Source organism: Paenibacillus sp. LK1 (assembly GCF_002750415.1).
In the GTDB taxonomy this organism is placed as follows: domain Bacteria; phylum Bacillota; class Bacilli; order Paenibacillales; family Paenibacillaceae; genus Paenibacillus; species Paenibacillus taichungensis.
On the sequence record NZ_PEII01000012.1, the window covers coordinates 116,884 to 141,574 of the forward strand.

Annotated in this window: 20 protein-coding genes; 18 read left to right on the forward strand and 2 right to left on the reverse strand. The window is 45.4% G+C overall.

The genetic code is table 11. The annotated features are described in order from the left end of the window. Positions 1 to 103 precede the first annotated feature (103 nt). Positions 104 to 1,384 carry an ABC transporter substrate-binding protein gene (locus CS562_RS24415; protein WP_099858465.1) on the forward strand — a complete coding sequence of 427 codons (1,281 nt, stop codon included), beginning with the start codon at positions 104 to 106 and terminating at the stop codon, positions 1,382 to 1,384. Here CS562_RS24415 and CS562_RS24420 read toward each other — a convergent pair. After that, on the reverse strand, positions 1,376 to 2,455 hold the full coding sequence (locus tag CS562_RS24420) for a coiled-coil domain-containing protein (RefSeq protein ID WP_099858466.1): 1,080 nt from the start codon (positions 2,453 to 2,455) through the stop codon (positions 1,376 to 1,378). The genes CS562_RS24415 and CS562_RS24420 overlap by 9 nt on opposite strands. A 181-nt stretch (positions 2,456 to 2,636) precedes the next feature. Continuing rightward, positions 2,637 to 2,873 carry a DUF2626 domain-containing protein gene (locus CS562_RS24425; protein WP_053781237.1) on the reverse strand — a complete coding sequence of 79 codons (237 nt, stop codon included), beginning with the start codon at positions 2,871 to 2,873 and terminating at the stop codon, positions 2,637 to 2,639. A 315-nt stretch (positions 2,874 to 3,188) separates the two neighbouring features. Between CS562_RS24425 and CS562_RS24430 the strand changes: the two genes are divergently transcribed. From CS562_RS24430 to mraY, 17 genes are all read left to right on the forward strand, one after another. Continuing rightward, positions 3,189 to 3,839 (forward strand): RsfA family transcriptional regulator, encoded by a 651-nt coding sequence (locus tag CS562_RS24430; RefSeq protein WP_063567002.1) that lies wholly within the window; start codon positions 3,189 to 3,191, stop codon positions 3,837 to 3,839. Between the two features lie 144 nt (positions 3,840 to 3,983). Beyond that, positions 3,984 to 4,946, forward strand: a complete 963-nt coding sequence (locus CS562_RS24435) for a ketopantoate reductase family protein (RefSeq protein ID WP_099858467.1) — start codon at positions 3,984 to 3,986, stop codon at positions 4,944 to 4,946. Beyond that, the gene (locus tag CS562_RS24440; RefSeq protein ID WP_076288116.1) at positions 4,946 to 5,320 is read left to right on the forward strand and encodes a DUF3397 domain-containing protein; all 375 of its coding nucleotides are present in this window, start codon (positions 4,946 to 4,948) and stop codon (positions 5,318 to 5,320) included. The genes CS562_RS24435 and CS562_RS24440 overlap by 1 nt, the downstream gene beginning before the upstream one ends. Before the next feature lie 151 nt (positions 5,321 to 5,471). Next, positions 5,472 to 7,169 (forward strand): peptide ABC transporter substrate-binding protein, encoded by a 1,698-nt coding sequence (locus CS562_RS24445; RefSeq protein WP_076288117.1) that lies wholly within the window; start codon positions 5,472 to 5,474, stop codon positions 7,167 to 7,169. 190 nt (positions 7,170 to 7,359) lie between these two features. Next, the gene (locus CS562_RS24450; RefSeq protein ID WP_076288118.1) at positions 7,360 to 8,292 is read left to right on the forward strand and encodes an ABC transporter permease; all 933 of its coding nucleotides are present in this window, start codon (positions 7,360 to 7,362) and stop codon (positions 8,290 to 8,292) included. Between the two features lie 47 nt (positions 8,293 to 8,339). Further along, a complete protein-coding gene (locus tag CS562_RS24455; RefSeq protein ID WP_371121656.1) occupies positions 8,340 to 9,221 on the forward strand; it encodes an ABC transporter permease in 882 nt (293 codons plus the stop codon). A gap of 17 nt (positions 9,222 to 9,238) precedes the next feature. Further along, positions 9,239 to 11,002, forward strand: a complete 1,764-nt coding sequence (locus CS562_RS24460) for an ABC transporter ATP-binding protein (protein WP_099858468.1) — start codon at positions 9,239 to 9,241, stop codon at positions 11,000 to 11,002. A 155-nt stretch (positions 11,003 to 11,157) separates the two neighbouring features. Next, positions 11,158 to 12,789 carry a bacillithiol biosynthesis cysteine-adding enzyme BshC gene (gene bshC, locus CS562_RS24465; RefSeq protein ID WP_099858469.1) on the forward strand — a complete coding sequence of 544 codons (1,632 nt, stop codon included), beginning with the start codon at positions 11,158 to 11,160 and terminating at the stop codon, positions 12,787 to 12,789. A 45-nt stretch (positions 12,790 to 12,834) separates the two neighbouring features. Beyond that, the gene (locus tag CS562_RS24470; RefSeq protein ID WP_076288121.1) at positions 12,835 to 14,100 is read left to right on the forward strand and encodes an adenosylhomocysteinase; all 1,266 of its coding nucleotides are present in this window, start codon (positions 12,835 to 12,837) and stop codon (positions 14,098 to 14,100) included. Positions 14,101 to 14,375: 275 nt separating this feature from the next. Further along, a complete protein-coding gene (mraZ, locus tag CS562_RS24475; protein ID WP_017687291.1) occupies positions 14,376 to 14,813 on the forward strand; it encodes a division/cell wall cluster transcriptional repressor MraZ in 438 nt (145 codons plus the stop codon). An 18-nt stretch (positions 14,814 to 14,831) separates the two neighbouring features. Continuing rightward, complete coding sequence (gene rsmH, locus CS562_RS24480) at positions 14,832 to 15,782, forward strand: 16S rRNA (cytosine(1402)-N(4))-methyltransferase RsmH (RefSeq protein ID WP_099858470.1); 951 nt, start codon at positions 14,832 to 14,834, stop codon at positions 15,780 to 15,782. A 27-nt stretch (positions 15,783 to 15,809) separates the two neighbouring features. Next, the gene (locus CS562_RS24485; protein ID WP_099858471.1) at positions 15,810 to 16,238 is read left to right on the forward strand and encodes a hypothetical protein; all 429 of its coding nucleotides are present in this window, start codon (positions 15,810 to 15,812) and stop codon (positions 16,236 to 16,238) included. Between the two features lie 50 nt (positions 16,239 to 16,288). Continuing rightward, entirely contained in the window at positions 16,289 to 18,619 is a 2,331-nt protein-coding gene (locus CS562_RS24490) for a penicillin-binding transpeptidase domain-containing protein (protein ID WP_099858472.1), read from the forward strand. Between the two features lie 93 nt (positions 18,620 to 18,712). Further along, on the forward strand, positions 18,713 to 20,677 hold the full coding sequence (locus CS562_RS24495) for a stage V sporulation protein D (protein WP_053781224.1): 1,965 nt from the start codon (positions 18,713 to 18,715) through the stop codon (positions 20,675 to 20,677). 130 nt (positions 20,678 to 20,807) lie between these two features. Then, positions 20,808 to 22,295: a UDP-N-acetylmuramoyl-L-alanyl-D-glutamate--2,6-diaminopimelate ligase gene (locus CS562_RS24500; RefSeq protein ID WP_099858473.1), complete on the forward strand. Its 1,488-nt coding sequence runs from the start codon at positions 20,808 to 20,810 to the stop codon at positions 22,293 to 22,295. Beyond that, positions 22,295 to 23,707: a UDP-N-acetylmuramoyl-tripeptide--D-alanyl-D-alanine ligase gene (locus CS562_RS24505; RefSeq protein ID WP_099858507.1), complete on the forward strand. Its 1,413-nt coding sequence runs from the start codon at positions 22,295 to 22,297 to the stop codon at positions 23,705 to 23,707. Before CS562_RS24500 ends, CS562_RS24505 begins: the two co-directional genes overlap by 1 nt. A gap of 12 nt (positions 23,708 to 23,719) precedes the next feature. Beyond that, positions 23,720 to 24,688, forward strand: coding sequence for a phospho-N-acetylmuramoyl-pentapeptide-transferase (gene mraY, locus CS562_RS24510; RefSeq protein ID WP_063566988.1), 969 nt, complete (start codon positions 23,720 to 23,722; stop codon positions 24,686 to 24,688). Positions 24,689 to 24,691 lie beyond the last annotated feature (3 nt).

The following is a 24,691-nucleotide window of genomic DNA, read 5'->3' on the forward strand; positions in this document are numbered from 1 at the left end:
AAATATCGGAAAACTGTTTTTTGGCAGGATAGGACAAGAGCACTACTTATTTGTTACAATGAGTGTTGCAGGAAAAAATTAGGTGAGCAAGGAGGGGAAGTTAATGAAGCGTGGACACCAGGTTGTTTTGTTCGCAGTGCTACTGCTTTCGTTAACGATTCTGTCTCCCAGCTTTGATTTTAGAGGTTCACAGCTTAATCAGGAACGAGATTCGGAAAAAGATGCATTTCCCAACACGTCATCTCGTAGTGAAGACCAACATGCCCCATTAGAGATTGTAGTCTCGATGTCTGAGACCGACTTTAAATCGTTTAAAAAGATGGCTAATGAAGTAGCAACTTCTCAACATGTGGAAATCAGTCTTCGGAATTTAGAGCCAGTTACATATAAGCGAGTGCTTGATAATAAGTTCTCGGTAGGAGAGAGCGGGGATATTATTCTTCTGGATAGCGCGGAAGTTCAATATCATGCCAAAAAAGGACATCTGTATCCGTTAAACGGTACAACACTGTCCAAGTCTTTGGGAGAAACTGTGGTTGGCTTACGTGAAATGACAGAGTGGAATGGTTACCAATGGGGGATGCCGTTTGATTTTGACGCTTATGTACTCGCAGCCCGCTCTCCATTCCTAGACGAAGCCGGTTTGGCAGGTTTACCCGAAAATAAGGAGCAATGGATCAAACTTGTACAACAAGCAACACAAGATGGAACGGATTTGATAAGTATAAATTCAAATGACCTTCATGCGGTAAGTGCGTGGCTGAATCAGTTTGAGCCAGGCATGGCCCCCGACAAAATTAAGAAAGCGCAAACTTCTTCGCAGACGGAGGCATACCAACAAATCATACAGCTGTTGGATCAGATTCAGTCGCACATTACAGCCGAATCCATAAATCCGATGATCTTTTCTTCTGTTGAGCAGACGGGAACTCCTATGGTAGTAACGTTGCTTTCTCGTTTGTTGAGTGGAGATAAAGCCGTGGCAGGCGATCAGAGCTCATCGGAGAAGATAGCTCTCAGTGCGTTGGAACCGCTAAGATCAAGAAGCCTTGTTATCGCAGCTGGCTCACTTGAGGCGGAAGAGGCCAGCCGCTGGATTGAAGGAATGACTTCCTCTACCGTGCAATCGGAGTGGCACCAACAGGCTAACTATTTACCAGCAAAGCAACAGGAACTAGATCTTGAGTCACAGAAACTAATAACGAAGTATGATACGACTGATGTAAAATCCTGGTTTCCAGCTGAATCTTCACAGGCCGTATTGACGGAAAGTCCTATACTAACTTCTGCCTTTCAAAAAAAGATACAACAACTTCTTGCGGGAGAGATTACGGCTAATCAATATGTCAAAAGTATTATTGCCTTGCAAAGCTCGTCAAAATGAAATGGCGAGCTTTACTTCAAGTATGCCTTCGCTTGTGGATACCTCTGTGGCTTTGACAAAGGACAGAATTTTCTGTGGGTAAAATCCGAGATCGAATTCTCGTTCCAGCATACGACGTGTGGTATCGGGTAGTTCTAACTGATTAAACACAAGTTTATCGACATGAAATCGAATTGAATTCTGCGGTTCATTTTCGACCGTATAATGACCTTCAATGCTTAATTGCAACTGATCACGCTGCCCGGAAGCAGTGATTCGATCTTTGTCGAACTGAAAGGCGAAGTCTTCAAAAATCGGATTCTGTGATCGAAGAAACGTATTCAGCTCATCTTGTCCAATTCGAATGGTGTACGATGTTCCGGTAGTGGAGATTCCTCCGTTTTGTTCTTGGATAAACTGTGGCAGGTTCTGCATAGCTGATGCCAAAGCTTTAAAATATCGCTTGACCTCGTATATGCCAATGTTCTCCCAATAGATGGTCAACTCATCCATCAATTTCAGCATGGCTGCAGCATCCCCGCTGGCAGCTACTTTTCCGTCCACTTCTTTCTGCAATGCAAGTACCCGTTCACGTTGATGTTGAAGATTATTTTTGAGTTCAGACAGCTCTGCAGAGGTCTGATTAATCTGGGCAGACGTTTGCTGCATCGTGCGATATCGATCTTGATACTTGTCCAGAACAGCCTGATCCCTGCCAATAATAATCTGATAGTAATCGTATAGAATGAACAGATCCTTAATGGATCTTGCTCCGAGTACCGTCATCAAGAGACTATCACGCTCCCCGGTATAGTAGGATCTTACAACTGCGCCCGCTCGGTCTTGCTGAGTATGTATCTGGTCTTCCTGTTCCTGAAGCTGAATGGATAACGTCTGACGCTGTTCGTCCAACTGTTTTTGTCTTGCTGTAATACGTTCGATTTCATGATCGATTTCGACGATGGATAGGCTTTGTTGCAGTATTTCGCGTGTTTCCTCAGATGAAGGCTCTCCATAGGCATAAGTCCAAGGTAGCTGAATCAAAAATATAATACATACGATGAAGCCGGGAATGCCGTATCGACGTTTCACCCATCATTCTCCTTTCCATACCCACATATGATGCGACCAGGCTTATCTCTTCCAGACAATATATGAAATAGATACGTGAAATATCCGTAGTGGTTACATAACACAAAGAATAGTCATTTAATCTGAAAACGACAAAAAAGCAATCCGACATTAGCCGGATCGCTTTGATGCTGCTGGCGGATTAGAGCGGCAAATCCATTTGGAATACGGTCCAATAGCTGAACCCTGTGAATGTCACGATCATATAGCCCCAGAAGAGCAATATGTACGTACGTTCCGTAAATTTCAAATATCCCAAAATGACAAAAAACGCAGTCTGCAGGAAAAAAAGCAAAGCCATTTCGACCAGGTCTCCCGCAAAAGCCATCAGGCCAATCGCTAGCGTGAAGAACCCGAGTACCCGAAACATGCGCGCCACGGTAAGTCCTCCTCTCCTATGTACGATCATAGATTGTCTACACAACATTATACCGGGAAAGGAAAAAGGTGTAAACAAAATTGGATATGAAAGCGAATTCTTTTTTTGGCCTAAAAGAGTTAAAGTATGGTTTGTTTTGCATATGTAACGTATGAGTACTCATAAATGTGGAAATACATTTTAGTATGAAATCAATTCTATGAACTCTATGAGAGGCATAAGAATGAATAAAGCAGCTTTTATACCTAATTCACATGCCGGGAACTCGGTTATGGGGACGGTTATTTTAGGATGTTGTTAGGAGGGTATTATAGCATGACTGCAGTGAGACAGGATGCTTGGAGTACAGAGGACGATTTGATTTTGGCTGAGGTTACTTTGCGTCATATTCGGGAAGGAAGTACACAACTGGCTGCTTTTGAAGAGGTTGGCGAAAAAATAGGCAGAACTTCTGCCGCTTGCGGTTTTCGCTGGAACAGCTGTGTACGTAAGAAATATGAGTCTGCTATAAGCAATGCTAAGGCTCAACGACAAAAACGAAGTTATCTCCGCAAACAACCGGCTTTGCTTGGACCACAAGTAGCAGCGTTGTCCACCCTGGATACAGAAGAAAATCTGTACAAGGCGGATGGTATTTCGGAAGACTCTCTATCCATCGATGCAGTTATACGATTCTTGCGGCAATGGAAGGGAACTGTACAGGAAAACGGTCGCCAGCTCAAAATGCTTGAGAAAGAGCTTCGTGAAAAAGAGGATGAACTTCATGAACTGCGTTGCGAGAATGATCGTCTGTCTAAGGAAGTGAATGAAGTACAGACTGATTATCGTGTTGTAAACGACGATTATAAAGCGTTGATTCAGATTATGGATCGTGCTCGCAGACTTGCATTTCTGACAGAAGAAGAAGAGGAACTCAAAACGAGATTCAAAATGGATGCCAACGGGAATCTGGAACGAATTGAATAAAAGCAAACGATGTCTGATGATCAGCATTAGATTAGGGCCCGTCACACCTCCGTTACATAACGGCGGGTATGATGGGTTTTTTGTTTGCTGTTTTTGTTCTATTATAGATAAAAGCAACTATTGGAGCAGAGGTAGGGGTGCAGGATGATCATTGACGTTGTAGGTTCAGGGTCACTGGGTCTTTTGTATGGAGGTAAGCTTCAGGACGCAGGCAACGAGATTCGATTTTGGACAAGAACGGCCGAACAGGCAAACAAACTTAGTATCGAAGGATTTAAGGTCATTGAACAGGAGAAAACCATCCAGATTACACCTGATCATACCCAGGCCAAGCCGATTACGGAGTTAAATCGAGTATGGAAACACTCACCTGGAGATTGGCTACTATTAATGGTGAAACAGACAGCGATACATGATGTTATACGTGAAATTGGTTCATTGAAGACGCAAGTGCTCAACATCGCATGTTTCCAAAATGGGGTTGGGCATCTGGAACATGTGCAAACCAATATGCCACATTCCAATGTATACAGCGTCATAACCACAGAAGGGGCGAAACGACAGCAAGATGGAGTCATCCGTGCAGGTATAGGAGAGACCTGGTTGGGCAAAAGTGCAGATGTACGTATCTCATCTCTAACGCCAATGGATTCTAATGAACCCGTTCGTTTACAGGGACTTTTGCAGCAGGCAGGATTTGGCTGTACAGTGTCGAATGAAATCGATAAGCTGATTTATAGGAAGTTGTTAATCAATGCTGTCATTAACCCACTTACCGCGATATGGCGTATTCCTAACGGGGAGTTAATTACAAAGGAAGAGCGAATCGTGTTTATGCGTCAGTTGTATGATGAGGCATTGGCGGTATACAGAGCAAGCGGAATACTTCTTGATGTAGATGTGTGGGAACAAATCCTTTCCGTCTGTCGTTCCACAGCCTCGAATACATCTTCCATGCTGTCAGATGTTCTGCATGGACAAGAAACGGAGGTACAATCCATTAATGGGCAAATTGTAAGCATGGCGTGTCGGTGTGGCCTGTCTGCTCCAACGCATGAAGTACTGCTTCATCTGATTGAAGGTATGCAACCGGAAGGAGTGAGTTAATGGGATTTTTTATTGTGCTGAGCATACTGCCGTTCTTTCCGTTTTTTCTTGTCTATTGGATCATGTATGGATGGAAAAAAGATAAGCGTGTGGCGCTGCGATCGGCAATGGATGTTACAACCTTATTCCTTATATTCTCTGTATCGGCGTTATTCAACTTAACATTTGATTCGAATTTTGGATTTTATTTAACATTAATACTCATACTAATAGCGCTTGGATTCATCGGAGGGGCGCAAAATCGGCTCAAAGGTAAGGTCGATGGGGGTAGAATGTTCCGGGCCGTTTGGCGCATGGCTTTTGTCATAATGAGTTTTGGATATGTTTTGTTTACTATATTTGGATTATTTAGATACTTCATGAAACAGATGTGAGGATACATAACGCAAAAGGGCTAAAAAATGTGTCGATTTTGTCGAAAACTGAAAAAAACATTACTTTCTGAAAAAGTAATGTAGATTTTTTTGACCGGTGGTTGTATAATCTATAAACATATACCACATCAATTTAGGGGGAAAGTGTTAGATGAAAAGGAAAAGTCTATTAGTCCTTTTGACGCTGATTTTGGCGTTCGGTACCGTACTTGCAGCGTGCGGATCGAAAAACGAAGGCACAGGTAACACCGATACTGGTTCTGCAACCGAAGGAAATGGTCTTGCTAAAGATCAAGTCCTGAAAATTAACCTGTCAGCTGAACCTCCTACGTTAGACCCGGCTCAAGCAAAAGACAGCCAAACCAACACTGTACTGAAATTCTTGTATGAAGGTCTTGTGCGTATCGACCCTGATGGCAAAGAAGCTCCAGGTGTTGCTAAAGACTGGACAATTTCCGAAGATGGTTTGAAATATGTTTTCAACCTGAACCCGGATGCTAAATGGAGCAACGGTGATGCAATCACTGCCGAAGACTTTGTACGTTCTTGGGAACGCGCTTTGAAACCGGAAACAGCTTCTCCATATGCTTACCAACTGTATTACATCAAAGGTGCTGAGGGTTACAACCTGAGCAAAGACGAAACATATAAAGGTACTAAAATCACAGACTTCTCTCAAGTAGGTGTTAAAGCTACTGATGAGCACACGCTGGAAGTAACGTTGGAAAACCCAACACCTTACTTCTTGGGTCTGACAGCATTCTACACGTACTACCCAGTACACAAGTCTGCTGACACGAATGACAAATTCTTCACAGACTACAAAAACATGATCGTTAACGGACCATTCACAATGGATCAATACGCTAAAGGTCAAAAAATCGTTGTGAAGAAAAACGATAGCTACCATGCAGCTTCTGACATCAAATTGTCTGAAATTAATATGTCCCTGACAAACAGCAGTGCTTCCGAACTGCAAGCTTACAAGTCTGGACAATTGGACTACACAGGCGCACCTAACGGTGAAATTCCTTCCGACCAAATTCCTTCTGTAAAAGCGGAATTGCCGGACGAGTTTAAAGCTACTGGTATTGCAAGTACTTACTACTACCAGTTCAACGTTAATGAAGCTCCATTTAACAACGTTAAAATCCGTAAAGCTTTTGCAATGTCAATCGAGCGTCAATTGATCGTTGACAAAGTAACACAAGGTGGACAAATTCCAGCTTTCGGCTTTGTACCTCCAGGTATCCGCGGTGAAAACGCCGAATTCCGTGATGAGCACAAAGACGACTACTTCACTGAGAACGTAGAAGAAGCTAAGAAATTGCTTGCTGAAGGTATGAAAGAAGAAGGCTACACAACATTGCCAGCAGTAACTTTGATCTACAATACTAGTGACGGTCATGCGAAAATCGCTCTTGCTGTTGCTGACATGTGGAAGAAAAACCTTGGTGTTGACGTGAAAACGGAAAACCAAGAGTGGGGCGTATTCCTTGAGAACCGTCAAAACCAAAACTTCCAAATCGCTCGTGCGGGCTGGTCTGCTGACTACAACGATCCGTACAACTTCTTGGAAATGTGGACTACTGGAAACACAAACAATGATTCCAAATTCAGCAATGAACAGTATGACAAAGATGTTAAAGAGACTGTAAAATCTGCAGATCCAGCTACTCGTATGGCTGCTTTTGCTGACGCTGAGAAAATCCTGATTCAAGATGAAATGGGCGTATTGCCGATTTATTACTACACTAACGTATCTTTGACTAAGCCTTACCTGAAAGGCATACAACTTGATTTCAGTGGAGCTATTGACTTCACTCGTGCATATCTGGAAGAGAAATAAGTTGTTCTGAAGTCTATATGATTACTTCGGGATATATATGTGGAATTCCATATATATCCCGATTTTTTTGTATGTGCACCGATTTTCCTTATAATTCTTGAAATTTCCGATAAATGGATTGGACATTATTCTTGTCTAATTCTACAATCGATTTGTATACAAAATATTGTTTTGTGGAGGTGTGCAAGGGTTGGTTAAGTACGTGCTGAAAAAACTGCTATTTATGCTGCTATCGCTTTTCATACTCGCATCAGCAACCTTCTTCCTGATGAAGGCCATTCCAGGTGACCCTTTTACATCCGAGAAAAAAGTATCACCTGAAATCCGGGCACTTTTGGAAGTGAAGTATGGTTTGGACAAACCGATGTATGAACAATACCTGAAGTACATGGGTGGAATCATTCAGGGTGATTTCGGGGTTTCTATGAAATACCTGAATCAAGATGTAACGGGTATGATCACTCAAACGTTTACAGCATCGCTGAAGCTAGGAATCTTTGCGATTATTATCTCAATTGTTGTGGGGGTTTTGTTGGGGCTTATTGCCGCAGTGTACCATCGCAAATTGATTGATGATATTACGATGATTCTGGCTGTTATCGGGATTGCTGTACCGAGTTTCTTGCTCGCATCCCTGGTGCAATATGTTTTTGCATTCAAACTCGGCTGGTTTAATGTTATGGGCTTCGATGGCCCACTCGACTATGTGCTTCCGGTTGCCGCACTGTCAGCATCTCCAATTGCCTTTATCGCACGTTTGACGCGTTCAAGCATGTTGGAAGTGTTGCATGCAGATTACATCAAGACAGCCAAAGCCAAAGGTTTGAAATGGCCTGCTATCATGTTTAAACACGTTTTACGGAACGGTATTCTGCCAGTCGTTACTTATGTTGGTCCGATGACAGCAAATATCATCACGGGTTCCGTTGTTATTGAGCAAATCTTTAATATTGGTGGAATTGGTAAAGTATTTGTAGAGAGTATTACGAATCGTGATTACACGATGATCATGGGGATTACAATCTTCTATGGTATTCTCTTGATGCTTGCACGTTTCCTGACGGATATCGCTTACGTGTTGATTGATCCTAGAATTAAGCTAGAAAGCCGGAAGGGGGCATAACGTTGTCTGGCACGAATAACAACAATAATGAAACGGCGAACACAGGCCTGGATAGTCAGGCAGCGTTGAAATCGCAAGAGAGTGTGTCGCTATTCAAAGACGCTATGTACAGACTTGCAACCAACAAGGCCGCTATGATTAGTTTGGCTGTTCTAGTCCTTGTTGTCATTTTCTCTATGATTGGTCCAACTTCGTTGTTCTCAAGCTATAATTATTATTCCAATGATTTGTTAAATGCCAATGCTGCACCGAGTGCTGAACACTGGTTCGGAACAGATGAACTGGGTCGTGATGTATGGGTAAGAACCTGGGTAGGTGCACGTGTGTCTCTTACTGTAGGTTTGGCTGCTGCTTTGATTGACCTTGTCATCGGGGTAATTTATGGAGCCATTATGGGCTTCTACGGTGGACGTGTTGATGGCATCATGAACAAGTTCTCCGAGATCTTGTACTCCCTGCCATACATGCTCGTTGTTATCTTGTTGCTGGTTGTATTGGAGCCAAGTCTGACAACGATTATCATTGCACTCACCATTACAGGATGGATCAGTATGTCCTGGATTGTACGTGGTGAGATTATGCAACTCAAAAACAGAGACTTTATCCTTGCTGCTCGTTCCATGGGCGCAAGCACTGGACGTCAACTCTTCCGTCATTTGTTGCCAAATGCTGTCGGACCAATTCTCGTTACATTGACGTTGTCCATCCCAAATGCCATCTTCGCAGAAGCATTTTTGAGCTTCCTCGGATTGGGTGTATCTGCACCTAAATCCTCTCTTGGATCTATGATCAATGATGCACTTACAGGCTGGACGCTGTATCCTTGGCGGATGTGGTTCCCTGCAGGTTTGATGGTTATGACAATGCTCGCATTTAACTTGCTTGGTGACGGCTTGCGTGACGCGCTTGATCCGAAATTACGTAAATAGAAATAGGAGGTGGGATTATGGAGCCGATTTTAACAGTCAAAGACCTGAGTGTGTCATTTACGACGCGTTCTGGTGAGTTTGATGCCGTTAAAAATGTGAGTTTTGAACTTGGCAAAGGAGAGACGCTGGGGATCGTAGGTGAATCCGGTAGTGGTAAGAGTGTTACTGCCCAAACCATCATGAAATTGATTCCCTCCCCGCCTTCGAAGGTCAAAAGCGGAGAAATTACTTTTCACGGGCAGGACCTGCTGAATAAGACAGATAAACAGATGGAAGCCATCCGTGGTAAAGATATCGGCATGATCTTCCAGGATCCAATGACTTCTTTGAATCCTACCATCAAAATTGGTAAGCAAATTACCGAGGTACTGCGCAAGCATCAGAACATGTCCAAAAAAGAAGCTGAAAAAAGCGCATTGGAAATGCTCGAACTTGTAGGCATCAAAAATGCGGAAGCGCGTATGAACCATTATCCACACCAATTTTCCGGTGGTATGCGCCAGCGTGCTATGATTGCAATTGCCTTGGCATGTCGTCCATCCCTTCTGATTGCGGATGAGCCAACAACTGCACTCGACGTAACGATTCAGGCACAAATCTTGGATGTTATGAAAGACATGCAGCAAAAGCTTGGAACTTCGATCATGCTTATCACGCATGACCTTGGAGTAGTTGCAGGAATGTGTGACCGTGTTGTCGTTATGAAGGAAGGCGAAGTTGTTGAAACAGGAACAACTGCTGAAATCTTCAGTAATCCTCAACATCCATACACGATTAAATTGCTGAATGCTCTTCCTCGTTTGGACGAGCCTAAAAAAGAAAAGCCTACTCCAGTTGGTATTATCAAAGGTGCCAACAAGCCGCTGGTTCAAGTGAAGAACCTGAAACAATACTTCAATTTGGGCAAAGGGAACATTCTCAAAGCGGTTAATGATGTTAGCTTTGATATTTTTGAAGGCGAAACACTTGGAGTTGTAGGGGAGTCTGGCTGTGGTAAATCCACAACTGGCCGTACAATTCTGCGCCTTTATGAGCCAACAGGCGGAAATGTTAACTTTAATGGAACGGATATTTACAAGCTGTCCCCACGCAAGATGAAAGAAATGCGTAAAGATATGCAGATGATTTTCCAGGATCCTTATGCATCCTTGAACCCACGTTTCAACGTTATGGATATCATCGGTGAATCTCTTGATATTCATGGTCTGGCATCAAGTCGGACAGAGCGGAAGAGACGTGTTGAAGAATTGCTTGATCTTGTAGGTCTGAATCCTAGCCACGCACTCCGTTATCCGCATGAATTCTCAGGTGGTCAAAGACAACGGATCGGGATTGCACGTGCATTGGCCGTAGATCCTAAATTCATCATCTGTGATGAGCCATTGTCAGCATTGGACGTTTCCATTCAGGCTCAGGTCGTTAATTTGCTTGAAGAACTTCAGCAACGCCTCGGCTTGACATACCTGTTCATTGCGCATGATTTGTCCATGGTTAAACATATCAGTGACCGTGTAGCTGTAATGTACATGGGTAAAGTGGTCGAGTTGGCAGAAAGTGAAGAACTTTATGCTAATCCGATTCACCCTTACACCAAAACATTGCTGTCTGCGATCCCTGTACCTGATCCGGAAGTAGAAGCGAGCAAACGTCGCATCTTGCTGCCGGAAGAACAAGCACTTAAGAATGGATCTGGTGGTCCTGCAAGTGATCCATACAACCTGCAGAACGCTCAATTGATTGAGGTATCCAAAGGTCACTGGGTTGCAGAACCTTACGTATAAAAAGTACAAATTTCATTTGGACTTATCCATGAATATCAAACCGCCGACTTTGTTCGGCGGTTTTTTATTTTTTGATGCACTTTCTTTTGACGAAGAGGGCTCTCATTCGGTACAATCAAGAAAGGCTCTTTGAAGCAGAATAGGAGGCAGACCTCATGAAAGGTATTACCGAGGCACTCCGCAGCGGAAATCGACTTGCAGAAGACTATGTCTGTTCAAGGGATGCTGCGCGTGGCCTTTACGAGTATGACATTCGCTGGGAATCGGGGCTTCATACGCGTGCCGAGTGGCTAGATCAATCGGAGAACACACGTATTCCTCGTCAACGTCTGGCAGAGTATCTACGTATATATAATAAACGGGTGAACGATCATGGTGCTGTTCATGAATCCATCACACGTCTCGCGGAACAAGATGCGTTGGTTGTTACGGGAGGACAGCAAAGCGGCCTGCTTACAGGTCCGTTGTTTGTAATTTACAAAGCAGCAAGTGTGGTTGCAGCTGCGCGGGAAGCGGAGAACAGGCTACAACGGCCGGTCGTTCCCGTTTTTTGGATTGCAGGTGAAGACCATGATTGGGATGAAGTGAACCACACATACTTGCCTGACGCCAACGGTGACATGACAAAGATCAAGTTACAAGGGCGGTTTGCAGGCAGGGATTCTGTGAGTTATGTCCATGTGGAAACAGAACAATGGATGACCGTGCTGAAGCAGGTGGAGCATCTTTTACCGGATACGGTGCACAAACCAGGATTAATAAAGCTGGTTACGGAGATTCATCAGTCGAGTTCGAACTTGAGTGATGCGTTTGCCCGGTTAATCTCAGAGTTGTTTGGCAGCAGTGGACTTATTCTGATGGATGCTGCAGATCCAGACTTGCGCAGACTTGAGCAGCCTGTATTTGAACGTTTGATTCGTGAAAATGGGACATTACGCCAAGCATATGCACAAGGTGCCTCCGCATTGGAACAAGCCGGATATGCCATGCCAGCTGAAGTCGCGGAAGATGGGGCCAATCTGTTTTACATACATGAAGGGGCGCGGTTGCTTCTGATGTTGAAAGACGGCTTGTACGGCGACCGTAAAGGTCTGGTTTCATTTACAGAAGAACGACTGCTTCAGGAACTGGCTGAACATCCCGAGCGGTTTAGCAACAATGTATTGACCCGGCCATTGATGCAAGATTCCATTTTACCTGTAGCGGCTGTTATCTTAGGTCAAGGTGAGATCGCGTACTGGGGATTGACACGTGAAGCGTTTGCCCGGTTTGAGCTGCAGATGCCTATTTTGCTTCCACGTCTGTCCTTTACCATTATGGAAGATGTTCATCACAAACATATGAAGCAGTACGGTCTTTCTTTCCAGGACGTTCAATATCATATGGATGAAAAGAGGGAACAATGGCTGGCGCAACAGGAGACCTTCCAGGTCGATGAACAGTTCGAGCGCATTCAACAAGCATTTGCCGATCTATATCGTCCATTGCTTGATCAAATTTCAGAGATCCACCCTGGTTTGGACCGAATTGGAGATACCAATGTAGGCAAGATCAGCGAACAGATGCAGTATCTGCAACAGCAGACCCACAAAGCCATCAAAGATAAACACGATGTGAGTCTAAGGCACTGGAACGGGGTGCAAAACTCACTCTTTCCCATGAACAAACCGCAGGAACGAGTGCATAACGTGCTCTTTTACTTGAACCGTTATGGAACCGAGTGGATTGAACAACTGATTGAAAGTCAGAACGAATTCCGTGGACAACACCAAGTGATCACGTTGTAGTGACCTTTTATAATAGAAGGAATAGATAATCGAGGAGGATGAGGAATGACTACCCCTGCATTGCAAAACAGTATCGTTAAAGATATGGGACTCGCTTCAGAAGGTCATCTGAAAATTGATTGGGTAGAAGCACATATGCCAGTGTTGAACCGCATTCGTCGCCAATTTGAACAGGATCTTCCGTTTAAAGGTTTGAAGGTAGCCATTTGCCTTCACCTTGAGGCCAAAACGGCTTATCTAGCGAAAGTCATTCAAGCTGGTGGTGCAGAAGTGACGATTACACATAGCAACCCATTGTCAACACAGGACGATGTTTGTGCTGCTCTGGTGGAAGACGGCGTTACTGTGTATGCCAAACATAATCCGGACCCTGTTGAGTTCAAAGAACTGCAACTCCGTGCACTTGAAGTGAAACCTGATCTGATTATTGATGACGGTGGAGACTTTGCCACTATTATTGCTTCTGAACGTCCTGATCTAGCTGCCACCATTCGTGGTGGAGCAGAGGAAACGACAACGGGCATCATTCGTCTGAAAGCTTTGGCGAAAGAAGGACAATTGCGTTTCCCAATGGTTGCAGTCAATGACGCTTATTGCAAATACTTGTTTGATAACCGTTACGGTACAGGTCAGTCTGCATTCGATGGTATCATCCGTACAACCAATCTGGTCGTTGCAGGAAAGAACGTAGTTGTAGCGGGTTATGGCTGGTGTGGTAAAGGTGTAGCAATGCGTGCCAAAGGGCTCGGAGCAAATGTTATCGTAACTGAAATTGATCCTATAAAGGCCGTAGAAGCTCATATGGACGGATTCCGTGTCATGACGATGGTGGAAGCTGCAAAATTGGGGGATTTCTTCATCGCTGTTACCGGCAATAAAGATGTGATCACTGGAGAGCATTACGATGTGATGAAGGATGGAGCCATTCTTAGCAATGCAGGTCACTTTGACGTGGAAGTAAACAAACCTGAACTTGCTAAACGTTCCGATTCGATTCGTACCGTACGCCGCAACATTGAAGAATATCGCTTCAAAGATGGTCGTAAAATGTATTTGCTGGCTGAAGGACGTCTCGTAAACCTGGGTGCAGCCGATGGACACCCTGCCGAGATTATGGATACAACGTTTGCATTGCAAGCGCTGGGTCTGCGTTATGTGAGCGAGAACTATGCGGAACTGGGTAAAACCGTTGTTAATGTACCTTATGACATTGACCAACAAGTTGCCAGTTACAAACTGGAAAGCTTGAATATTGCTATCGACTCCTTGTCCGCCGAACAGGAAAAATATCTGGATAGCTGGAAATTCTAAGAGCCATCCATTAATTACAAGCTGATTAAGTGCTTCAAAGGGTTTAAAATGGTTTATTAATGATATGGCTCATATGCGGGTGTACGTGCGATTGCCCGTAAACGGGAAACGTCTTTGATCCTGAGTGACAGGATTAAAGACGTTTTTTTGCGGTTGCGAAATTAAAAAAAGTAAAGCCTGTAAGAAGGGTTTTGATTTTTTTGTGCGAATCTATTATGCTTAGGTGGTGGAAAGTGGGGCAAAGTGGGAGAAACGGGTGAGGAGTGAGTGGGCCAATGTTTATGGGGGAGTTCCAACATAGCATTGATGACAAGGGTCGGGTTATTATTCCGGCTAAATTCCGCGAATCTCTGGGACCGTCTTTCGTTGTCACACGGGGTTTGGACCAGTGTCTTTTCGTGTACCCCATGGAGGAGTGGGGGGTCATGGAACAGAAGCTCAAAGCACTGCCATTGATGAAATCCGATGCACGTGCGTTTACCCGGTTTTTTTTCTCGGGTGCCACCGAATGTGAATTGGACAAACAGGGCAGGGTAAATTTGCCGGGCAATCTTAGAGAGTATGCCAAGCTGGACAAGGATTGCGTTGTTCTTGGCGTGTCGAACCGGGTGGAGATTTGGAGCAAAGGCATATGGGAGAGTTATTTCAATCAATCCGAAGAAGCATTCAACGACATTGCCGAAAAGCTGGTCGATTTTAATTTTGATCTATAAAGTCAGGAGGGGTGCAGGTTGTTTCACCACATAACCGTACTCAAAGAAGAGGCAACAGAGGGTTTAAACATCAAGCAGGACGGTATATACGTGGACTGCACTTTAGGCGGTGGCGGACATAGCTCCGTGATTGCATCCAAGCTCGGTCCAGGGGGGCGTCTGATCGCACTGGATCAGGATGATTGGGCTTTGGATAACGCGCGTGAAAAATTGGCTCTATATGGAGATCGGATTACATTGGTGAAAACCAATTTCCGTGATCTCGAACAGGTACTGAAAGAACTGGATGTACCGATGAAAGATGGCGTGCCGCAGGTAGATGGCATTTTGTACGATTTGGGGGTATCATCGCCGCAATTCGACGAAGGAGAACGTGGATTTAGCTACAATCACGACGCTCCGTTGGATATGCGTATGGATCAGGACGCATCCCTTACCGCCAAAGAGATTGTTAACGAATGGCCGGAAGAGGAGATTGCCCGCATTCTGTATCGCTATGGTGAAGAGAAATTCTCAAGACGAATTGCTCGTGTCATTGTTGAAAAAAGGAAGCAGTCCACAATTGAGACTACTGGCGAACTGGTGGAATTAATCAAGGAAGGTATTCCGGCGGCGGCTCGTCGTACCGGAGGACATCCTGCAAAACGCAGTTTTCAGGCATTACGAATTGCCGTTAATGATGAGCTGGGCGCGTTCGAAGAAGCGTTACATCAGGCCGTTCGGTGCTTGGCACCAGGCGGACGTGTATCTGTTATTACTTTTCACTCACTTGAGGACCGAATTTGCAAACAGATTTTTAGCAGTTATCTGGAGAAATGTACATGCCCTCCCGATTTCCCGTTGTGTGTTTGCGGCGGTAAGGGTGCCATGCGTTTAGTGAACAGAAAGCCGCTGATTCCAACGGAAACGGAACTGGCCGAAAACTCCCGTGCTCGTTCAGCGAAGCTGCGCGTAGCCGAGAAACTGTAAATCAAGAGCGGAGGAGAGAGTCGGAGTATGGCATATACACGTGGTAATCTGGCAGTGAAAGAAAAAGCGTCCCAAGAACGTGTGACCCAGCAGCGGTACAAGGAAACCACCAAAGTGGTGACCCGTCGTACCGGTCTTCCGGCACGCGAGAAATTTTTGTATCTGATTACTCTGGTTGCAGTCATTGTTGTGGGCGGTGTTATGATGTCGCGTTACGCTCACATCTATGATCTGAATAAGCAGGCACAGACAACGTTGTCTGACGTGAGAGAAGCAGAGAGAACGATTGCAGATTTGCAAGTGGAAAAAGAAAAACTAAACAATTTGGTCATCGAGAATGCTCGCAAGCTTGGTTACGTTGAGGCTTCCGGCAAGGATGTCATTTTTGTACCTCGCTCAACAAGTACAACGAACTCGACAGGTACTGAATCGTCCTCGGATACAGCAAATAAGTAGAACATTTTGTATCAATCCTTACAAAGTGCTGAAGCAAAAGAGGTGTACCGATGGTAAAAAGAATAAAGATGCGCACGCTGCTTATAGGGGGATGTATTACCCTCTTTTTTCTTGTATTAATAACCCGAATCTTTTTTATTCAGGTTGTTAATGGCGGTATTTGGCAGGAAAGAGCAGCTGGATTGGTTGAACGCGAACAAACCATCAAGGCGAGTCGCGGGACAATCACAGACCGCAATGGTAACATTTTGGCGACGGATGCGCCTGCATACACGGTGTCCGTTAACCCAAAGATAATTAATCAACTTGGGATTGAAGATGTGGTCACTAACAAATTATCTAGCTTATTGGGTAAAAGCGAGAGTGAAATGCGCGCACTTGTAACAGCGAAAAAGCAAGATGGGACATTCTTTCAACAACGTGAAGTGCGAAGTGAAGGGTATAAAATTAACCCTGATTTGGCTACCAAAGTAGAAGAATTTCGCAAAGAACTGAAAGATGACTACAAGGGTCAAAATGCGATTGTCATGACACAAGAGTCGAAGCGATATTATCCGGAAGAAACGCTCGCCTCTCATTTGCTGGGATACATGAGCCGTGATGGGAAGGCTGTTAATGGACTTGAAGTCTCCTATGATGAACAGCTTACAGGTACAGATGGTTATCTGAACTACCAAAATGATGCCAAAGGGTACAAGCTGCCTGATTCCCAGGACAACTACCTTCCACCGCAGAATGGAAGCAACTTAAAGCTGACGATTGATGATACAATTCAGTACTACATCGAAGATGCAATGAAAGAAGCTGTTGCCCAGTACAATCCACTGAGCATGACTGTCATTGCAGCAGATCCTAACACCATGGAAATCTTAGGAATGGCCAATTGGCCGACCTTTAATCCTAATACGTATGCGGAAACGCCGGATCAGAAAAATTTTATCAACCATGCGATACAATCCATCTATGAACCAGGATCTACTTTTAAAATTGTTACTCTGGCGGGTGCGGTTGAAGAGAAGCTGTTTGATCCGAATGCTACGTTTGAATCCAAGCGAGTCTATATTGGTGGCTACCCAATCAGTGATAACGGTCACGCCTATGGACGGATTTCCTACTTGGAAGGTGTCAAACGTTCAAGTAACATTGCGTTTGTTAATCTGGGTTATAACATGCTTGGCGGTGAACGTTTGCGTCATTACATAGACCAATTCGGTTTTGGTAAAAAGACGGGCATTGATCTGCCGAGTGAATCGGCTTCACCAATCAAGCCGCTGGTTTATAAATCGGAAATTGCCACAGCAGCATATGGTCATGGTCTTGTACAGGTAACACCAATCCAGCAGGTAGCAGCCATTTCGGCAATTGCCAACGGCGGCAAACTTATGGAACCGCATCTGGTGAAGGAAATTATTAACCCGAATGACGGTACATCAGAAGTAATCAAGCCGAAGGTTGTTCGTCAGGTGATTTCCAAGGAATCCTCCAAACTGGTGAGCGGTTATCTGGAACAGGTTGTAGCTGACCAAACGATTGGTACAGGGCGCAATGCTTATATCGAAGGATACCGAGTTGCAGGTAAAACGGGTACTGCTAGAAAAGTAGTGAACGGGGAATACAGTAAATCCAAAGACGTCGTTTCGTTTATCGGATTTGCACCCGTTAATAATCCCAAAATCGCGATGTTGATTGTAATTGACCAGCCAGATGGTTCCAATATTGGCGGAGGTACTGCAGCTGCTCCCGTATTCAAGAAGATTGTGAGCCAGACTCTTCAGTACATGGGAGTTCCCAAAGATACAGTAAAGACCACTGACAAAAAGTCAAAAACAACGCCGGTCGTTCAAGCTAAAGCTCCTGATCTGTCAGGTAAGACAGCCAAACAGGCTAGAAGCCAACTATTGAACGCCGGAATTGCCTATGAGACGCTTGGTCAAGGTGAAAATGTCATTCGCCAGTATCCTGTGGCAGGTGCAGCCATGAATCCTGGCCAACGAATCTACCTGTTGACCGAAGAAAGCAGCAAAATGAAGATCCCTGATCTGACCGGCGAATCACTACGAGATGCACTTGAAGTGCTCTCCCTCATGAAAGTGGGCGTGACCGTTAAAGGTGAAGGATATGTGGTGAAGCAAACGGAGCAGGTGGCAGGCGAACAGAGAACGGTTGAGCTTGTGCTGCAGACGGCCAAAGCGGCAGTTACCGGTATAGCAGATGAAGCTCCCGAGTCTTCTGATCCAGCATTAGGGGACGAGACTAACAATCAGGGAGAAGCTGATGGAACGGCGAACACCGAAGAAACAGGCAAAACCGATACTACAAATCCACCTTCAAATGAGACAAAATCATCTGATAACACATCGGATGGGGCTTCGCTTCCATAGAGATCACAGACAGCTTGTTCTAACCCCCGGTTGTCCTGAATATTCATGAATTGAACACAATCATGATTTTGGGACGAGTGGGGGGATCTTTTCGTGAAGGGGTCAAGCGTAAATCTGCGGCGCAGGTTGTTATGGAGTTTAGTGATTTTAGTTCTCTTATTCTCAGCCTTGGTGATTAGGCTTGCTTATGTACAGTTAGGGAAAGGGCCGGAACTATCTGCGAAAGCGGAAGAGTCCTGGCGGCGGAATATTCCTTATTCAGCCAAACGGGGAGAGATCCTGGATCGAAATGGAACCTCTCTCGCCTACAATATAACCACACCAACCATTATGGCGATTCCTGCCCAGGTGAAGGAAGCGGAGACAACAGCAAGAGCACTGGCTCCTTTGCTGGGGATGACCGAAGAGAAAGTGCTGGCAACCATCAAGAAAAGAGAACTAATTGTACGACTACAACCCGGTGGCCGCAAAATTACGATGGAGAAGGCTCAGCACATCCGTGATTTGAAGCTTCCGGGTATCGTTGTTGCTGAGGATAATAAACGCTTTTATCCTTATGATGATCTGGCGGCCCATATTCTTGGTTTTACAGGCATTGATAATCAGGGCTTAACGGGTGTAGAGAAAAAGTATGATGATAAACTGAACGGTTTGAATGGCAGTGTGTCCTACTTGTCCGATGCGGCCGGAAGGCTAATGCCGGGCTCATCTGAGAAGTATGTGGAACCGAAGGATGGTCTGAACCTCAAGCTGACTATTGATAAATCGATTCAGTCCATCATGGAACGCGAGCTGGATCAGGCTATGGTCAAATTCCAGGCCAACTCGGCGCTTGCCATTGCAATGAACCCTAAGACGGGTGAAATCCTTGGTATGGCCAGTAGACCCGGATATGAACCAGCTGATTATCAGCAATATCCGGCCGATGTATACAACCGGAATTTACCGATCTGGATGACGTATGAACCAGGCTCAACGTTCAAAATTATTACGCTTGCAGCAGCACTTGAAGAGAAGAAAGTAAATCTGACGCAGGATCAGTTCTATGATCCCGGATTTGTTGAAGTTGGAGGCGCTCGCCTGCGTTGCTGGAAAAAGGGCGGTCATGGAAGCCAGACCTTCCTGCAAGTTGTGGAGAATTCCTGCAACCCTGGATTTGTTGCACTAGGTCAGAGACTGGGCAAAGAATCATTATTCTCCTATATTAAAGACTTTGGATTCGGCACCAAAACAGGCATCGATCTGAGTGGTGAGGCCAGCGGGATTTTGTTTAAACTGTCACGGGTTGGACCTGTGGAGCTTGCGACCACTGCTTTTGGTCAAGGGGTATCCGTTACGCCGATTCAGCAGGTAGCGGCTGTGTCAGCAGCTATTAATGGTGGTAAACTATACAAGCCATATGTTACAAAGGCTTGGGTTCATCCGGAAACGGGTGAAGTGATGGAAGAGGCCAAGCCGGAACTGGTTCGACAAGTCATCTCGGAAGATACGTCCAAGCAAGTACGTGAAGCACTTGAGAGTGTCGTTGCCAAGGGTACGGGACGTCCGGCGTTTATTGATGGATACCGGGTTGGCGGCAAAACGGGTACAGCCCAGAAGGTAATTAATGGACGTTATTCCTCTACCGAGCATATTGTATCTTTTATCGGTTTTGCTCCGGCGGATGATCCGCAGATTGTTGTGTATACTGCGGTGGATAACCCGAAAGGAATTCAGTTCGGCGGCGTGGTTGCTGCACCGATCGTACAGAACATTCTAGAGGATGCGCTGCATTATATGAATGTTCCGGTTCGGAAGGATCAGGTAGCCAAAGAATACAAGTATGGAGAAACGAAAATCGTGACGGTTCCCGATCTGACAGGAGCTACGGTCGAAGACCTGTATGAGGATCTGAATATGAACTTTATGCTGGCTAAATCCGGCAGTGGGAAATATGTCATTAACCAGGCTCCAAAGCCAGGAGCGCGGGTTGATCAGGGTTCTACTATACGGATCTATATGGGTGATGTTCTGAATGATATTCATGATCATACCAAGGAGGAAGGACAAGAGCCCTGATGGGGCTCTTGATCACCACCGCAACAAAATGCACTGAGTTGCGTTTCATTAATTGGCTGTGTTGACGATATTAATGATTACAGAGAACTGTTGAAATTGAAGTAAACTTGGAAAAAGTGAGGTTATTCATGTGCTTTTAAAACAACTTTCATCATTGCTGACAACCGCCCGTGTCATAGGCGAACCAAATACAGAATGTCAAAACCTACAGACAGATTCTCGCCAGGTACAACCGGGAGATCTGTTTATCTGTCTTCCAGGGCATACAGTTGATGGACATGACTATGCTGAGAAGGCTGTAAACGCTGGAGCTGTTGCTCTTGTTGTGGAACGAGAGCTGGATCTGCCTGTTCCGCAGTTGCTGGTAAAAGACAGCCGTTTCGCCATGGCTGTACTGGCGGATTCCTTTTTTGACTCGCCAAGCCTCAAGATGAATATGATTGGTGTAACGGGAACTAACGGAAAAACAACGACTACCTATTTAATTGAAAAAATCATGAGTGACTTTGGTCAAAAAACAGGATTAATCGGGACCATTCAAATGCGGTATGACGGGCGCACGTACCCGATGTCAGGCACTACACCGGAAGCACTTGATCTGCAGCGCAGTCTGAATGATATGGTTCAAGCTGGCACGGACTGTTGTGTGATGGAAGTTTCCTCCCACGCTTTGGAGCAAGGTCGGGTGAAGGGGACGGAATTCCGCACGGCTGTATTTACCAATCTGACGCAGGATCATCTGGATTACCATCATTCCATGGAGGAATATCGCGGAGCCAAAGGACTATTCTTTGCACGGTTGGGTAACGGATATACCGCAGATGCTTCCAAGCGCAAATTTGCAGTGATCAATGCAGATGATCCAGCTGCTGCCTATTTTATATCTGTAACTGCAGCTGAAGTCATTACATACGGCATGGAGGAAAATGCGGATGTTCGCGCATCCCAGATCTCAATTACCTCGCAGGGGACTTCTTTCCATGTAGATACATTCAGAGGCAGCACCGATATTCGTTTACGCATGGTAGGCAAATTTAATGTGTACAACGCAATGGCTGCCATCGCTGCTGCTCTGGTTGAAGATATTCCGCTGGAGGAGATCAAACGTAGTTTGGAGACGGTGCCGGGCGTAGATGGACGTGTTGAGGCTGTTGACGAAGGACAGTCGTTTGCAGTCATTGTTGACTATGCTCATACACCAGATGGCCTGGAGAACGTATTGCGGACGGTGAAAGAATTTGCTGAAGGCCGTGTGATCTGTGTATTTGGATGTGGTGGTGACCGAGATCGTACGAAGCGGCCTCTAATGGGTAAAATTGCAGCGAAGTATAGCGATATCGTATTTGTCACTTCCGATAATCCGCGGACAGAAGATCCCGATCTGATTCTCAAGGATATTGAACAAGGCTTGATTGAAGATGCCATTCAACCTGACCGTTATACGATGATTGTGGATCGGCGCCAGGCGATTCATGAGGCTATTGAAATGGCAAGCCCTGCCGATGTAGTATTGATTGCGGGCAAGGGGCATGAGACCTATCAAATTATCGGCACAACCAAGACGGATTTTGACGATCGGATCATAGCGAAAGAAGCGATAAGGGGCAAATCCAATTGATAAAAAGAACAATGGCACAATTGGCCGAGATGTGTGGAGGAACACTAACTGACGTTGCTACTTATGGTGATGTTGGTGTTGAAGGTGTATTTACAGATTCGCGTAAGCCGGTTCAAGGCAGTCTCTTTATCCCTCTTGTTGGCGAAAGGTTTGACGGACACGAATTTGTGCAAACATGTGTAGAGAAAGGCGCTGCCGGGGCTTTATGGCAAAAGGATCACGGAGTTGCACCTCAAGGTGCTGTGATTATTGTGGAGGATACTCTGGTTGCATTACAGGAGCTTGCGTCTTCCTATCTAAGAGAAAACAAGGCCTCCGTTGTAGGCATTACAGGCAGCAATGGAAAAACAACAACAAAGGACATTGTGGATGCCATTCTCTCTACAACGTTCAAAGTGCATAAGACCCAAGGTAACTTCAATAACCATATTGGTTTGCCACTTACCGTACTTAGCATGGAACCGGACACTGAGATCGTAATTCTGGAGATGGGCATGAGCGGCCGGGGGGAGATTGAAGAATTATCTTTAATTGCCCAGCCGGATGTCGCAATCATCACGAATATTGGAGAATCCCATCTACTTCAACTGGGATCTCGATTGGAGATTGCTCGGGCAAAAGTTGAAATTGCTGATGGAATGAAACCAGGTGGATTGTTGATATATAACGGCGACGAACCATTGATTGAGCAGGTTCTGGCAGAGCCAGCGACTAAGCTGCCTGAAGGACTTCAGCGGTATACATTTGGCTTGCAGACGGATAATGATGATTATCCTACTGGAATTATGAATGTACAGAGTGGGGTCGCTTTTACCACCAAGCAGTCTGGAGAGAGTGCTCTTACACTGCCATTATTGGGAACACATAATGTGGTCAACTGTCTTGCTGCATTAGCGGTTGCCCGTCATTTTGGAGTGGCTGCTGAACAGATTGTAGCAGGACTGTCACGTCTGAAATTAACCGGCATGCGCATCGAGATTATTAACGGCGTCAGTGGTTTGACCATGCTTAATGATGCTTACAACGCTAGTCCAACCTCCATGAAAGCCGCTGTGGATGTGCTGGAGGGCCTCAAGGGGTATCGGATCAAAGTCGCCGTGCTCGGTGATATGCTAGAACTGGGGCCTCAGGAGCATGAGCTCCATCGGGGAATCGGTGAATACATTACACCCGACAAAATGAATATGGTGCTGGCTTACGGCCCTTTATCTGCGAGTATCGCAGAAGGAGCAAGACAAAACATGCCAGCAGAAGCCGTACACACTTTTGAGAGCAAGGAAGCATTGACCCGATATCTACTGGAGAATCTCCAATCCAGAGATGTTGTCTTGTTTAAGGCCTCCCGGGGCATGAAACTGGAGGATGTGGTCGAAGCGCTAAAAATAGCTCCATTACAGAATAGAGTAGACTAGAGGGGTGAACCCATGGATTTTCAGGTATTACTGTTAACAATCGGTGTTTCATTTATTTTGGCGGTGATTGCTGCACCGCTCTTAATTCCATTGCTGCGTCGAATGAAGTTCGGACAGCAGGTGCGGGAAGATGGGCCACAGAGCCATCTGAAAAAAAGCGGAACACCTACAATGGGCGGAGTAGTTATTTTACTCGCGTTCACATTGGCCTTTTTGAAATTTTCAGCGGTCAAAAATACAGACTTTTACGTCCTGCTGGTGGCTACACTCGGCTTCGGTCTGATCGGTTTCCTGGATGACTACATCAAGATTGTATTCAAACGTTCACTAGGGCTGACGGCTAGACAAAAGATGATTGGTCAGTTGTTTTTCAGTGCAGTGATGTGCTACTTACTGATCCAGAATGGACACAGTACAGCCATATCGATTCCGGGTACATCAGTCTCCTTCGACTGGACGGGATGGTTCTACTATCCGTTTGTGGTATTCATGATGCTTGCCATCACGAATGCAGTTAACTTTACCGATGGTCTGGACGGCTTGCTGTCCGGCGTGAGCGCCATCGCATTTGGGGCATTTGCCATTGTGGCGATGCAGGCAACATCAATGCCAGCAGCAGTATGTGCGGCGGCGATGATTGGGGCGGTACTTGGATTCCTGGTATATAACGCACACCCGGCCAAAGTGTTTATGGGAGATACAGGCTCACTCGGAATTGGTGGTGCGATTGGTGCCGTCGCCATTGTGACGAAGACAGAACTTCTTTTTGTCATCATTGGCGGTATTTTCGTCATCGAAATCCTGTCCGTTATCATTCAAGTAGTATCTTTCAAAACTCGTGGCAAACGCGTATTCAAAATGAGCCCGATTCATCATCACTTTGAACTGAGTGGCTGGTCGGAATGGCGAGTTGTCATTACTTTTTGGGCGGTAGGCGCCATTTTGGCCGCTCTCGGACTTTATCTCAACAAGGGGTTGTAAACA

Coding starts and splice junctions, on each gene's coding strand:
- CS562_RS24490 (WP_099858472.1), top strand. CDS start 16,289: ATGGTAAAAAGAATAAAGATGCGCACGCTGCTTATAGGGGGATGTATT.
- mraY (WP_063566988.1), top strand. CDS start 23,720: ATGGATTTTCAGGTATTACTGTTAACAATCGGTGTTTCATTTATTTTG.
- bshC (WP_099858469.1), top strand. CDS start 11,158: ATGAAAGGTATTACCGAGGCACTCCGCAGCGGAAATCGACTTGCAGAA.
- CS562_RS24460 (WP_099858468.1), top strand. CDS start 9,239: ATGGAGCCGATTTTAACAGTCAAAGACCTGAGTGTGTCATTTACGACG.
- CS562_RS24440 (WP_076288116.1), top strand. CDS start 4,946: ATGGGATTTTTTATTGTGCTGAGCATACTGCCGTTCTTTCCGTTTTTT.
- CS562_RS24445 (WP_076288117.1), top strand. CDS start 5,472: ATGAAAAGGAAAAGTCTATTAGTCCTTTTGACGCTGATTTTGGCGTTC.
- CS562_RS24470 (WP_076288121.1), top strand. CDS start 12,835: ATGACTACCCCTGCATTGCAAAACAGTATCGTTAAAGATATGGGACTC.
- mraZ (WP_017687291.1), top strand. CDS start 14,376: ATGTTTATGGGGGAGTTCCAACATAGCATTGATGACAAGGGTCGGGTT.
- CS562_RS24430 (WP_063567002.1), top strand. CDS start 3,189: ATGACTGCAGTGAGACAGGATGCTTGGAGTACAGAGGACGATTTGATT.
- CS562_RS24415 (WP_099858465.1), top strand. CDS start 104: ATGAAGCGTGGACACCAGGTTGTTTTGTTCGCAGTGCTACTGCTTTCG.
- CS562_RS24485 (WP_099858471.1), top strand. CDS start 15,810: ATGGCATATACACGTGGTAATCTGGCAGTGAAAGAAAAAGCGTCCCAA.
- CS562_RS24435 (WP_099858467.1), top strand. CDS start 3,984: ATGATCATTGACGTTGTAGGTTCAGGGTCACTGGGTCTTTTGTATGGA.